This is a genomic window from Microbacterium sp. SA156, from assembly GCF_049065455.1.
Classification (GTDB): Bacteria; Actinomycetota; Actinomycetes; order Actinomycetales; family Microbacteriaceae; genus Microbacterium; species Microbacterium barkeri.
In genome coordinates this window covers 143,334-155,036 of the sequence record NZ_JBAKGU010000003.1, presented here as the reverse complement: position 1 = coordinate 155,036, position 11,703 = coordinate 143,334, and the positions used below count along the sequence as shown (strand labels likewise).

At 70.4% G+C, this 11,703-nt stretch carries 13 protein-coding genes; 10 read left to right on the top strand and 3 right to left on the bottom strand.

The window, feature by feature from the left end:
- The first annotated feature begins 13 nt into the window (after nucleotides 1-13).
- The 4 genes from ACOWU6_RS04275 (at nucleotide 14) to ACOWU6_RS04260 (ending at nucleotide 2,255) form a co-directional block, all read left to right on the top strand.
- Nucleotides 14-412: a VOC family protein gene (locus ACOWU6_RS04275; RefSeq protein ID WP_421074836.1), complete on the top strand. Its 399-nt coding sequence runs from the start codon at nucleotides 14-16 to the stop codon at nucleotides 410-412.
- Nucleotides 413-530: 118 nt separating this feature from the next.
- Nucleotides 531-1,448 carry an SDR family oxidoreductase gene (locus tag ACOWU6_RS04270; RefSeq protein WP_421074835.1) on the top strand — a complete coding sequence of 306 codons (918 nt, stop codon included), beginning with the start codon at nucleotides 531-533 and terminating at the stop codon, nucleotides 1,446-1,448.
- Nucleotides 1,449-1,462: 14 nt separating this feature from the next.
- Nucleotides 1,463-1,720 (top strand): DUF7218 family protein, encoded by a 258-nt coding sequence (locus ACOWU6_RS04265; RefSeq protein ID WP_271172539.1) that lies wholly within the window; start codon nucleotides 1,463-1,465, stop codon nucleotides 1,718-1,720.
- Nucleotides 1,721-1,901: 181 nt separating this feature from the next.
- Nucleotides 1,902-2,255, top strand: a complete 354-nt coding sequence (locus tag ACOWU6_RS04260) for a tryptophan synthase subunit alpha (protein ID WP_324013296.1) — start codon at nucleotides 1,902-1,904, stop codon at nucleotides 2,253-2,255.
- Between the two features lie 81 nt (nucleotides 2,256-2,336).
- Here the strand turns inward: ACOWU6_RS04260 and trxA are convergent, their stop codons facing one another.
- From trxA to ACOWU6_RS04245, 3 genes are all read right to left on the bottom strand, one after another.
- Nucleotides 2,337-2,663 carry a thioredoxin gene (gene trxA, locus ACOWU6_RS04255; RefSeq protein WP_271172540.1) on the bottom strand — a complete coding sequence of 109 codons (327 nt, stop codon included), beginning with the start codon at nucleotides 2,661-2,663 and terminating at the stop codon, nucleotides 2,337-2,339.
- Nucleotides 2,664-2,725: 62 nt separating this feature from the next.
- Nucleotides 2,726-3,694 (bottom strand): thioredoxin-disulfide reductase, encoded by a 969-nt coding sequence (gene trxB / locus ACOWU6_RS04250; RefSeq protein WP_271172541.1) that lies wholly within the window; start codon nucleotides 3,692-3,694, stop codon nucleotides 2,726-2,728.
- A gap of 74 nt (nucleotides 3,695-3,768) precedes the next feature.
- Nucleotides 3,769-4,764, bottom strand: coding sequence for a LacI family DNA-binding transcriptional regulator (locus tag ACOWU6_RS04245; protein ID WP_421074894.1), 996 nt, complete (start codon nucleotides 4,762-4,764; stop codon nucleotides 3,769-3,771).
- Between the two features lie 184 nt (nucleotides 4,765-4,948).
- Here ACOWU6_RS04245 and ACOWU6_RS04240 point away from each other — a divergent pair, with 184 nt between their 5' ends.
- The 6 genes from ACOWU6_RS04240 (at nucleotide 4,949) to ACOWU6_RS04215 (ending at nucleotide 11,603) form a co-directional block, all read left to right on the top strand.
- Entirely contained in the window at nucleotides 4,949-5,878 is a 930-nt protein-coding gene (locus ACOWU6_RS04240) for a carbohydrate ABC transporter permease (protein ID WP_271172682.1), read from the top strand.
- A 1-nt stretch (nucleotide 5,879) separates the two neighbouring features.
- Nucleotides 5,880-6,791, top strand: a complete 912-nt coding sequence (locus tag ACOWU6_RS04235) for a carbohydrate ABC transporter permease (protein WP_271172542.1) — start codon at nucleotides 5,880-5,882, stop codon at nucleotides 6,789-6,791.
- Nucleotides 6,792-6,825: 34 nt separating this feature from the next.
- Nucleotides 6,826-8,145, top strand: a complete 1,320-nt coding sequence (locus tag ACOWU6_RS04230) for an ABC transporter substrate-binding protein (protein WP_421074834.1) — start codon at nucleotides 6,826-6,828, stop codon at nucleotides 8,143-8,145.
- Between the two features lie 98 nt (nucleotides 8,146-8,243).
- Nucleotides 8,244-10,253: a beta-galactosidase gene (locus ACOWU6_RS04225; RefSeq protein ID WP_421074833.1), complete on the top strand. Its 2,010-nt coding sequence runs from the start codon at nucleotides 8,244-8,246 to the stop codon at nucleotides 10,251-10,253.
- A gap of 55 nt (nucleotides 10,254-10,308) precedes the next feature.
- Nucleotides 10,309-10,830: a PadR family transcriptional regulator gene (locus ACOWU6_RS04220; RefSeq protein WP_421074832.1), complete on the top strand. Its 522-nt coding sequence runs from the start codon at nucleotides 10,309-10,311 to the stop codon at nucleotides 10,828-10,830.
- The gene (locus ACOWU6_RS04215) at nucleotides 10,827-11,603 is read left to right on the top strand and encodes an alpha/beta fold hydrolase (protein WP_421074831.1); all 777 of its coding nucleotides are present in this window, start codon (nucleotides 10,827-10,829) and stop codon (nucleotides 11,601-11,603) included. The genes ACOWU6_RS04220 and ACOWU6_RS04215 overlap by 4 nt, the downstream gene beginning before the upstream one ends.
- The last annotated feature ends 100 nt before the right edge of the window (nucleotides 11,604-11,703 follow it).

Here is an 11,703-nt window from a genome sequence, read left to right as displayed (position 1 = left end):
CTAGCGTGGTCGCATGACCGCGCCCACGCCGTACATCTTCTTCCCCGGCACCTGCCGGGAGGCCCTGGAGCACTATCGCGCCGTGTTCGGCGGTGAGCTCGAACTCCACACGTACGGCGAGTTCGGGCGCACCGACGGCCCTGCCGACGACATCGCGCACGGCGACCTCCTCGGGCCCGTCTCGCTTCAGGGCGCGGACGCCGGCGCCGACGAGGACGCGGTCGCGTTGACCGGGGTCATGCTGTCGCTCCTGGGGCGATCTGACGCGGCGACGCTGCACCGCTGGTTCGACTCGCTGGCTCAGGGGGGAACCATCGTCTCGCCGCTCGAGAGGCGCTCCTGGGGCGACTGGGACGGGATCGTCGTGGATGCGCACGGGCTGCGCTGGCTGATCGGTTACCGCGGGGCCTGAGCGCTGTCCGTAGGGCATGCGCCGCACGACCGTCAAGGGGTTTCGAGCAGGGTCACGGATTCGTAACGTCGAAACCGCACGACCTGTCGAGACACCGAGCCGGGAGGACGGAAGCCCCATGGAGACGACCGAGAACGCAGGCACGAGCGGAGCGCAGAGCGGGCAGGACCCGCGCGACGCGAAGGACGGGGGCCCCTTCCCCGAGCAGGAGCAGGAGACGCAGCCGGGGCTCACCGAGGAGATGACCCCCGAGCCCGACCACGGCGAGTCGAGCTGGGTCGGTCGAGGCCGCCTGATCGGGCGCAAGGCGCTCATCACGGGCGGCGACTCGGGCATCGGCCGCGCGGTCGCGCTCGCGTACGCGCGAGAGGGCGCGGATGTCGCGATCGCGCACCTTCCCGAGGAGGAGGCCGACGCAGCCGAGACGCGGCGTCTCGTCGAGGCGGAGGGTCGCGTCTGCGCGACATTCGCCGTCGACCTCACCTCCGAGCAGGAGACCGTCGAGCTCGTGCGCGCGGCGCGCGAGGCCCTCGGCGGCATCGACATCCTCATTCCCAACGCCGCCTACCAGAAGCAGCGCGACGGCATCGAGTCGATGCAGGTGTCGGAGATCGAGCGCGTGTTCCACACGAACCTCGTCTCCGCCATCGTGCTGGCCCGCGAGGCCGTGCCGCACATGCCGGCAGGCGGCTCGATCATCGTCACGACGTCGATCCAGGCGTCCGAGCCCTCCCCCGGGCTGCTCGACTACGCCATGAGCAAGGCCGCTCTCGTGGCCTATGCGCAGGCTCTGGCGCAGGAGCTGGCCGAGAAGGGCATCCGGGTCAATGCGGTCGCTCCTGGCCCCATCTGGACGCCGCTGATCCCCGCGACGGGCTTCCCCGCCGAAAAGGTGAAGACCTTCGGCTCGGACACCCCGCTCGGCCGGGCCGGCCAGCCGGCCGAGCTCGCGGGCGCCTACGTGTACCTCGCGAGCGACGAGGCGACGTATGTCACCGGTGCGGTCATCCCGGTCACCGGGGGCCGCCCCTTCTGAGAGGAGGCACGCAGATGCCGAACCCGAGGATCAAGGACGAGAAGCTCTACGAGGAGCTCCGCGAGGACGGTGCGTCGGCCGAGAAGGCCGCGCGCATCGCCAACGCGGCGGCGCGAGACGGCCGGAGCTCGGTCGGCAAGCGCGGCGGCAAGGCGGAGGACTACGAGGAGCGCACGGTGCCGGAGCTGAAGAAGCGCGCGAAGGAGCTCGGAATCGAGGGGTACTCCAAGCTCCGCAAGGGCGAGCTCATCGACCGGCTCCGCAACCACTGAGCCGCCCCGCGGCCGCACCCCCTCCATGTCTCACTCAGCGAGGCCATCCGGACCCGGATCCCTCGTCGAGTGAGACATGCAGAGTGGGGAAGGGCGGGAGAGCGCCGGGAAGCGCGGGAGAGCGCGGGCGGAATGGGGTGCGCGCGGCCCTCGTGCGCGTGCACGCGCGTACGCTTGACGGGTGGAGCTGCCCGCCGAATCCCTCCCCCGCCGCCGCGCGAGCGTCGAGGTGCTGCGCGCCGAGGCGGCTGACGAACTCGCGGCCCTCATCCACGAGCGGCTGCGCGAGGGCGAGGATCCCTGGGACTTCATGGAGGACCTCCCCACGGTCGACGAGCTCGTCGTCTTCACGCTCCGGGCTGAGCACATTGAGGCGGATGGCGGCCTGCGGCCCACGCACGCGCGCAATCAGCGCGTGCTGCGGCTCATCGCGGCCGAGTACCCCGAGCTCACGAAGGCCGTCTGGCGGCTTATCGGCCAGGAGAACACCCATCGCCGCTGGGACGCCGTCGTCCGGGTCGTGGATCGCGGCTGACACGGCGAAGCCGCCCTGCGGACGGATCCGCAGGACGGCTTCGAGGTGCACGCGGCGCAGGATTCGGTCCTGCGCGGAGTCTCAGCCCAGGTAGGGGGCGAGATCCTGCTCGAGCGCGAACTTCGGCTTGGCGCCGATGATGGTCGAGGCGACCTCGCCGTTCTGGAAGACCTTCATCGCCGGGATCGACGTGATCTGGTACTTCATCGCGAGGTCGGGGTTCTCGTCGACGTTGAGCTTGAGGATGGTGATCTTGTCGGGGTTCTCGGCCTGGATCTCGTCCAGGACGGGCGCGACCATGCGGCACGGACCGCACCAGGCGGCCCAGAAGTCGACCAGCACCGGGCCGTCGGCCTGGAGCACATCCTGCTCGAAAGTGGCCGACGAAGTGGCCTTGACGTTGCTCATGGGATCTCCTTGTTCAGCAGCTAAGGGGGAGAACACCGGATGGCGGTGCGATGTTCCCCGGGTCAGGCTTCGACCAGCTGGTCCTCGGTCGGGGCCGGCTCTCCCGCGTCGCCCAGCGACGCGAGGAAGTGCTCGGCGTCGAGCGCGGCGACCGTGCCCGACGCGGCCGCGGTGACCGCCTGGCGGTACGACGGGTCGATCACGTCGCCGGCGGCGAACACGCCGCGCGCGGACGTGCGCGACGAGCGGCCGTCGACCGCGATCGTGCCGTCGGCCGTCAGCTCGAGCTTGTCGTGGACGAGGTGCGTGCGGGGGTCGTTGCCGATCGCCACGAACAGGCCGTCGAGCGCGAGGTCGCGGGTCTCGCCGGTGACGGTGTCGCGCAGCGTCACGCCCTCCACGGCCGACTCACCCTGCACGTCGGCGACCTCGGCGTTCCACACGAACTCGATCTTCTCGTTCGCGAAGGCGCGGTCCTGCATGATCTTGGAGGCCTTGAGGCTGTCGCGGCGGTGGATCACGTAGACCTTCGAGGCGAACTTCGTGAGGAACGTCGCCTCCTCCATCGCCGAGTCGCCGCCGCCCACGACCGCGATCTCCTTCTCGCGGAAGAAGAAGCCGTCGCAGGTCGCGCACCACGAGACGCCGTGACCGGACAGGCGCTCCTCGCCGGGCACGCCGAGCTTGCGGTAGGCGGAGCCCGTGGCGAAGATGACGGCCTGGGCCTCCTCCACGGCGCCGCTGCCGAGGGTGACGCGCTTCACATCGCCCGCGAGGTCGAGCTCGGTCACGTCGTCATAGCGGACCTCGGCGCCGAAGCGCTCGGCCTGCTCCTGCATCTTCTGCATGAGCTCGGGACCCATGATGCCCTCGGGGAACCCGGGGAAGTTCTCGACCTCGGTCGTGTTCATGAGCTCGCCGCCCACTTCGACCGAGCTGGCCACGACGAGCGGCTGCAGGTTCGCGCGCGCCGCGTAGATCGCCGCCGTGAATCCGGCCGGGCCTGATCCGATGATGATGAGCTGTCGCACGCGCGCCTCCTGAGGTGTCTGGATGACTCAACCCATGGTACGTCCGGGGTATTCCATAGATATTCGTCAATGTATCAGGATGGCCGCGCCGGCGGGGCGGTGCTCTCGCGCACGACGAGCTCGGTCGGCACGACATCGACCCCCGGTCGGCTCTCGGCTCCGGTCCGCAGCTGAGCGAGAGCGGCCGCGACGGCCCGTCGACCGGCGTCCGCGAAGTCCTGATGCACGGACGTGAGCGGCGGGTCGTACGCGACGGCGTCGGCGGTGTCATCGAAGCCCACGACGCTCACGTCCTCGGGGACGCGGCGCCCCGCCTCCCGCAGCGCGCGGTAGAGGCCGAGCGCCATCTGATCGTTCGCGCAGAAGACGGCCGTGCACGACGGATCCGCGGCGAGAGCTCGTCCGACTTCGTAGCCGGACTGCGCCGACCAGTCGCCGCGGAGCAGCGGCGGCACGTCGCGCCCGGCGCGCTCGAGCGTCTGCCGCCATCCGTCCGCGCGGCGCTGCGCGGGATGCGACTCCTCAGGGCCGGTCAGGTGCCACACCGTGCGGTGGCCGAGCGAGAGCAGGTGCTCGGTCGCCTGCCGCGCGCCGTCGAACTGGTCCGTGTCGACGACGACGTGGGCGCCGTCCGCGCTCGTGTCCATGAGCACGATCGGCACCCCCGGGGGGACGAGCGTCTCCGCGCGGTCGAGCAGCTGCTTCTCGATGTTGAGGATGAGCGCGTCGACGGCGAGCTCCTGGAGCCGCGAGTACACGCGCTTGACGCCGCCCTCGGCCTGCGCGCGGAGCGGGATGAGCGTGGTCGTGTACCCCTCGACGGCAGCCGAGTGCGCGATCGCCTCGATCGTGCGGATGTCGCCGATCGTCGACAGCGTGCTGGAGACCACGCCGATCGTCCGGAAGGACCCGAGCTTGAGGGCGCGCGCCGCGCTGTTGGGCCGGTAGCCGAGCTCGTCCATCGCCGCGATGACCAGCTCGCGGGTCTCGTCGAGCACTCCGCCGAAGCCGTTCGCCACGCGCGAGACGGTCTGCGCCGAGACGCCGGCATGGGCCGCGACATCGGCCATCGACACGCGGCGTCCCTCGGAGGTGCGGCGTCGGCGCCGGGGGCGGGGGGAAGCGTCTTCGTCCATCGTCCTGAAACCGTATCGTGACCCCGCCGAGTTGCGCGCTCATCGATGTCGCGTACGATGTTTACGCAAACATAGCTGTTCCCACACTCCTGTCGACGCAGCGGAGGACCCCAGGATGATGACGACGTCGCCTGCCGTCTCGGTGAAGCCACCGGGCCGGGCGCAGACGAGAGCCGCGCGCCATGCACGCGGCCGATGGACCGGATGGGGGTTCCTCGCTCCGTTCATGATCGTGTTCGCGCTCGTCTTCCTCGCCCCGATCGCGTACTCGATCTACCTCAGCCTCTTCCGCTCGCAGCTCGTCGGCGGCACGGTCTTCGTCGGCCTCGACAACTACGTCGCGGCGTTCTCCGACGCCGCGTTCTGGGAGGGCTTCGTCCGCGTCGCGCTGTTTCTCGTCGTGCAGGTGCCCATCATGCTGTGCATCTCGCTCATCGCCGCTCTCGCGATCGACAGCGGCCGCCTGTACGGACGGGACTTCTTCCGCATCGGCATCTTCCTGCCTTACGCGGTGCCGGCCGTCGTCGCCGCGTTCATGTGGGGCTTCATGTACGGCGAGCGCTTCGGGCTCGTCGGCAACCTCGAGGACCTGCTCGGCATCGCGCTCCCTGAGCTGCTCTCCCCCGACCTCGTGCTCGCGTCGATCGGCAACATCGTCACGTGGGAGTTCGCGGGCTACAACATGCTCATCTTCTACTCGGCGCTGCGCGTGATCCCGACCTCGCTCTACGAGGCGGCGGCGATCGACGGCGCGAGCCAGTTCCGGGTCATCCGCGCGATCAAGCTCCCGGCCATCCGCGGATCGCTCGTGGTGGCGACGATCTTCTCGATCATCGGCAGCTTCCAGCTCTTCAACGAGCCGAGCATCATGCAGTCTCTCGCGCCGAACGCGATCACGACCTCGTTCACGCCCAACCTGTACGCCTACAACCTCGCGTTCTCGGGCCAGCAGCTCAACTACTCCGCGACCGTCGCGATCATCATGGGCGTGATCACGATGGTCATCGCCTACGTCGTGCAGCTGCGCGGGATGCGGAAGGCCGACTGACATGTCCACCACGAGTCTCGTCACCCTCCGCCCCGGCGCTCGCGCGCGCCGCCCGCTCGGCACGATCGACCGCCCGCGTCGCAGCGTGCTCCTGACCGCGCTGACCGCGATCATCCTCATCTACTCGCTCATCCCGCTCGTCTGGCTGTTCATCAACGCGTCGAAGACGCAGGACGACCTCTTCACGACGTTCGGCCTCTGGTTCGGCGACGAGTTCGCGCTGTTCGACAACATCGGCCGCGCGCTCACGTACGACGACGGCATCTTCCTGCGCTGGTTCGCGAACACCCTCCTGTACGTGATCGTGGGCGCGGGCGGGGCGACCCTGCTCGCCGTCCTCGGCGGCTACGCCCTCGCGAAGTACGACTTCCCGGGGAAGAAGGCCGTGTTCGCGGTCGTCATCGGAGCGGTCGCCGTGCCCGGCACCGCCCTGGCCGTGCCGACCTTCCTCATGTTCAGCGAGATGGGTCTCACGAACACGCCGTGGTCCGTCATCGTCCCGTCGCTCATCTCGCCGTTCGGCCTCTACCTCATGTGGACGTTCGCGAGCGAGGCCATCCCGACCGAGCTCATGGAGGCCGCGCGGATCGACGGCGCCAGCGAGTTCCGGATCTTCTGGCAGGTCGCGCTGCGCCTGCTCGCTCCCGGGATGGTCACGGTGCTGCTGTTCACGATGGTCGCGACGTGGAACAACTACTTCCTGCCGCTCATCATGCTGCGCGACCCCGACTGGTACCCGCTCATCATCGGCCTCAACCAGTGGAACGCGCAGGCCGCGACCGCCGGCGGCACGGCGATCTTCGACCTCGTCCTGACCGGGTCGCTCCTCACGATCGTCCCGCTCATCATCGCCTTCCTCTTCCTCCAGCGCTTCTGGCAGTCCGGCCTCGCGGCCGGGTCCGTCAAGGAGTGACCGTCCTCATCCACCACAAAGGAGTGCCAACCGCATGAACCGCACCTTCCGCCGCCTGGGCCGCCGCGCCCTCATCGGCACCGCCTTCACGGGCGTCGCAGCCCTCGCCCTCGCCGGCTGCTCGGGCGGCGCCGCCGACCCCGACACCGCCGCCGAGGAGGGCGGCGAGCTCACCGTCTGGGCCTGGGATCCGACCGTCGAGACCATCGCGGACGCGTACCAGGAGGAGCATCCCGACGTCACGATCGACGTCGTCAACGTCGGCACCGGCAACGACCAGTACACCGCTCTGCAGAACGCCATCACCGCCGGGTCGGGTGCCCCCGACCTCGCCCAGGTCGAGTACTACGCGCTGCCGCAGTTCGCGATCGGCGAGTCGCTCGCCAACCTGACGGAGTTCGGCGCGGCCGACCTCGCCGACGCGTTCGCCCCGGGCCCCTGGAACGCCGTGAACTACGGCGGAACGGGCGTCTGGGGCCTGCCCCTCGACTCGGGCCCGATGGCGCTGTTCTACAACCAGGCCGTCTTCGACGAGCACGGCATCGAGGTGCCGACCACGTGGGACGAGTACCTCGAGGCTGCGCGCGCTCTCCACGAGGCGGACCCCGACCTCTACATCACGAACGACACGGGCGACGCGGGCTTCGCGACCTCGATGATCTGGCAGGCGGGCGGCCAGCCGTTCCAGGTCGACGGCACCGACGTCTCGATCGACCTCGCCGACGAGGGCTCCGCGCGCTTCGCCGAGTACTGGCAGCAGCTCGTCGAGGAGGACCTCGTCGCGCCGATCAGCTCGTGGAGCGACGAGTGGTACCAGGGCCTCGGCAACGGCACGATCGCGACGCTCACCATCGGCGCGTGGATGCCCGGCAACTTCGAGACCGGCGTTCCGGACGCGGCGGGAGACTGGCGCGTCGCGCCCATGCCGCAGTGGGAGGAGGGCGGCACCGCGACCGCCGAGAACGGCGGGAGCGCGATGAGCGTGCTCGAGAGCAGCGAGAGCAAGGCGCTCGCCTACGACTTCCTCGAATTCGCCGCGAACGGCGACGGCGTGCAGCTGCGCATCGACGGCGGCGGGTTCCCCGCGACGGTCGCGGACCTCGAGTCGGAGGAGTTCCTCGCGAAGGAGTTCGAGTACTTCGGCGGTCAGACCGTGAACGAGGTGCTCTCCGAGTCGTCGGCCAACGTCGTCGAGGGCTGGGAGTACCTGCCGTTCCAGGTGTACGCGAACAGCGTGTTCAACGACTCCGTCGGCAAGGCGTACGTCGGCGACACGACGATCGCCGAGGGCCTCGCCGAGTGGCAGCAGACCCTCGTGAAGTACGGAGCCGACCAGGGCTTCACGGTCGAGTAGCCGCGACCTCCCCTCGCGGGGTGCGTCGCGACCGCGACGCACCCCGCGCCTCGTCCCGCGCCATCCGCCGGACCATCCCCATGACAAGGAGTCGATCCATGCAGACGCACCGCTGGCTGCGCACCCCCGAAGGCACGACGCGACGCATCTCGTACGGCGCCGACTACAACCCCGAGCAGTGGCCCCGAGAGGTGTGGGACGAGGATGTCCGCCTCATGCGCGAGGCGGGCGTCGACGTCGTCTCGGTCGGGATCTTCTCGTGGGCGAAGATCCAGCCGGCAGAGGACACGTGGGACTTCGCGTGGCTCGACGAGGTCATCGACCTGCTGCACGCGAACGGGATCGGCGTCGACCTGGCGACGGCCACGGCGTCTCCTCCGCCGTGGCTCACGATCAAGCACCCCGAGGTGCTCCCCGTCACGCACCACGGGCACATCCTCTCCCCCGGCGCGCGTCAGCACTGGCGCCCGACGTCGCCGGTCTTCCGCGGCTACGCCCTCCGCCTCGTCGAGGCGCTCGCCGAGCGCTACCGGGACCATCCGGCGCTCGTCGCGTGGCACGTCAACAACGAGCTCGGCTGCCACAACGCGTGGGACTACTCGGATGACGCGGCGCGCGCCTTCCGCGGATGGCTCGAGAGGCGCTACGGCACGATCGAGCGACTCAACCACGCGTGGGGCACGGCGTTCTGGTCGCAGCAGTACGGGTCCTTCTCCGAGATCCTCCCGCCGCGCGAAGTCGACTCGCATCCGAACCCGACGCAGCAGCTCGACTTCAAGCGCTTCTCGTCCGACGCGCTCAAGGAGCACTTCATCGCCGAGCGCGATCTGCTGCGGCGGATCACCCCCGACATCCCCATCACGACGAACTTCATGGTGATGGGCGAGACGCAGCACGCGGACTACGCCGACTGGGCGCACGAGCTCGACTTCGTCTCGAACGACCACTACCGGCACCCCGGGCCGCAGTCGTACGACGAGCTGGCCTTCTCGGCGGCGCTCGTCTCGGGCATCTCGCATCGCCGCCCGTGGTTCCTCATGGAGCACTCGACGAGCGCGGTCAACTGGCAGAGCGTGAACCGCCCGAAGCGCGAAGGTGAGCTCGTCCGCGACTCGCTCACCCATGTCGCCCACGGAGCGGACGCCGTCTGCTACTTCCAGTGGCGCCAGTCGGCGGCGGGGGCGGAGAAGTACCACTCGGCGATGGTCCCGCACGCCGGCCCCGACAGCCGGGTGTTCCGCTCGGTCGTCGAGCTCGGCGCGACGCTGCGGCGCCTCGACGACATCGCGGGCGCCGAGGCCGTGCCGGCCCCTGTCGCCATCCTGTTCGACTGGGACTCGTGGTGGGGCAGCGAGCTCGACTCCCACCCCACCGAGCTGCTGCGGTACCGGCAGGAGGCCCTCGACTGGTGGACCGGCCTGCGCGATGCCGGCGTGCGCGTCGACGTCGTGCCCGCCGACGTCGACCTCTCGGGCTACCGCCTCGTCATCGCCCCTGTGCTCTACGCCGTCCCGGCCGCGCTCGCGGAGACGCTGGCGGCCTACGTCGAGGCGGGCGGGCACCTCGTCACGACGTACTTCTCGGGTGCCGTGAACGAGGACGACCGCGCGTGGCTCGGCGGCTACCCCGGCGCGTTCCGGGAGCTGCTCGGCGTGCGCGTGGAGGAGTTCCGTCCTCTGTACGACGGCGAGACCATCCGCCTCGACTCCGGCGCGATCGGCACCCTCTGGAGCGAGCCCGTCGACCTCGTGGACCCGGGCGTCGAGGTGCTCGCGCGCTACGCGGAGTCCGAGCTCGACGGCTCCCCTGCCGTCACGCGGCGCGCCGTCGGCGCAGGATCCGCCGCCTACGTCTCGACGCGCCTCGGCGCCGAGGGGCTCGGCACGATCGTCCCCGCACTGCTCGAGGGCGCGGGCGTCGAGAGCGAGCTGCCGGAGGCGCTGCGCGGACGTGCCGCGCTCACGCTGCGCGGCTCTCACGGCGCCCGCTTCGCGTTCGTGCTCAATCGCACGGATGACGAGCTAGCTCTCGACGGGGTCGCCGGCGCGCCGCTTCTCGGCGGGAAGACCCTGCCTCCGCGCGGCGTGGCCGTGTTCCGCCAGGAGTGAGGGCTCGCGCCTCAACTAGTAGACGTCTCCCCTAGATGTATTGTCTACTAGGGGTGTGACCCTCTCCCGCATCATCCTCGGCCTGCTCGCTCTCGCGCCGATGACCGGCTACGACCTCAAGCGGCACTTCGACTCCACCGCCCGGCACTTCTGGGCGGCCGACAAGGCGCAGATCTACCGGACGCTCGCGCGCCTCGTGGACGACGGGCTGGCGGCCGTCGAGGTCGTGCCCGGTGCGGGCGCGCCCGACCGCCAGGTGCATCGCATCACGGCGGAGGGGCGGGCGGCGCTCGCCGAATGGCTGGTCTCGCCCGTCGAGGCGCATGCCGACCGCGACCCGTTCCTCGCGCGTCTCTTCTTCGCCGACGGGCTCGAGCCGGAGGCTCTCCGTCGACTTCTCGCGGTGCGCCGTGAGGAGGCGGAGGAGCTCCTCGCGCACTTCGAGAGCATCCGAGAAACGACGGGCGCACCCCGCGATCGCGCTGCCCGCTTCCGTCTGGCGACGCTCGCGAACGGCATCGCGCACATGCGGGCGGAACTCGCCTGGCTCGACGAGATCGAGGCGGACCTGCCATGAGCGCCTTCCCCGTCATCCACCCGGCGCATGCGGAGACGGGCACTCGGCCCCTCGTGCTCCTCCACGGCGGGAACGTCGCCAACTGGATGTGGGCGCCGCAGGTCGAGGCGTTCCGCGACCGGCTGGTCCTCACGCCGGATCTGCCGGGATTCGGCGCGCGCACGGCGGAGGACTGGCCCGGCCTCGACGCCGTCGCCGATGACGTCGTCGCGCAGGTGCGGTCGGCCGGGGTCGGCGGCGCGTTCGACCTCGTCGGACTGTCGCTGGGCGGAGTCGTGGCCCTCCGGCTGCTGGCCCGGCACGGGGCGGATGTGCCGCGAGCGCTCGTGACGGGGGCTCCGCTCACGGGTGTGGGGGGCAGCGCGCGGGCCATCACCGCGCTGCAGCTCTCCCTGTGGGACGCCGCCTGGTTCTGGCGTGCGCAGGCCGCGGCCTTCCGGCTGCCGGAGGATGCCCGCGAGGAGTTCGTGCGGCACGGGCTCTCGGTGCGGAAGGAGAACGCCCGTGCGATGTCGGCCGATGTCGACGCGGGCCGCGTGCCGACGGGTCTGGACGCCTACGCCGGCGCCCTCCTCGCGGTCGCCGGGGAGCGCGAGCCGGCCGTCGTGCGCCGGTCCCTCGCCGTGCTCCGGGCAGCGCTGCCGACCGCGCGGACGGGCCTCGTCCCTCGGATGCACCACGTCTGGAACGTCGAGGATGTCCCCCTCTTCAACGACGTCGTGCGCGAGTGGATGGATGGCCGGATGGACCCGCGGATCGCGCCCGCCGACTGAGTCCCAGCGCGCGGCAGGTCTCGCGGAGATTCTGACCACGACTCCCCGTTCTGCCCGGGTGGAACTGCCCGCCTGGCGTGGTGCGACGGGCGACGCGCCC

Excerpts from the sequence above, each read along its gene's own strand:
- ACOWU6_RS04230 (WP_421074834.1), top strand. The coding sequence starts at position 6,826 with ATGAACCGCACCTTCCGCCGCCTGGGCCGCCGCGCCCTCATCGGCACC.
- ACOWU6_RS04245 (WP_421074894.1), bottom strand. The coding sequence starts at position 4,764 with ATGGCCGATGTCGCGGCCCATGCCGGCGTCTCGGCGCAGACCGTCTCG.
- ACOWU6_RS04235 (WP_271172542.1), top strand. The coding sequence starts at position 5,880 with ATGTCCACCACGAGTCTCGTCACCCTCCGCCCCGGCGCTCGCGCGCGC.
- trxA (WP_271172540.1), bottom strand. The coding sequence starts at position 2,663 with ATGAGCAACGTCAAGGCCACTTCGTCGGCCACTTTCGAGCAGGATGTG.
- ACOWU6_RS04240 (WP_271172682.1), top strand. The coding sequence starts at position 4,949 with ATGACGACGTCGCCTGCCGTCTCGGTGAAGCCACCGGGCCGGGCGCAG.
- ACOWU6_RS04270 (WP_421074835.1), top strand. The coding sequence starts at position 531 with ATGGAGACGACCGAGAACGCAGGCACGAGCGGAGCGCAGAGCGGGCAG.
- ACOWU6_RS04275 (WP_421074836.1), top strand. The coding sequence starts at position 14 with ATGACCGCGCCCACGCCGTACATCTTCTTCCCCGGCACCTGCCGGGAG.
- ACOWU6_RS04225 (WP_421074833.1), top strand. The coding sequence starts at position 8,244 with ATGCAGACGCACCGCTGGCTGCGCACCCCCGAAGGCACGACGCGACGC.
- ACOWU6_RS04265 (WP_271172539.1), top strand. The coding sequence starts at position 1,463 with ATGCCGAACCCGAGGATCAAGGACGAGAAGCTCTACGAGGAGCTCCGC.
- ACOWU6_RS04215 (WP_421074831.1), top strand. The coding sequence starts at position 10,827 with ATGAGCGCCTTCCCCGTCATCCACCCGGCGCATGCGGAGACGGGCACT.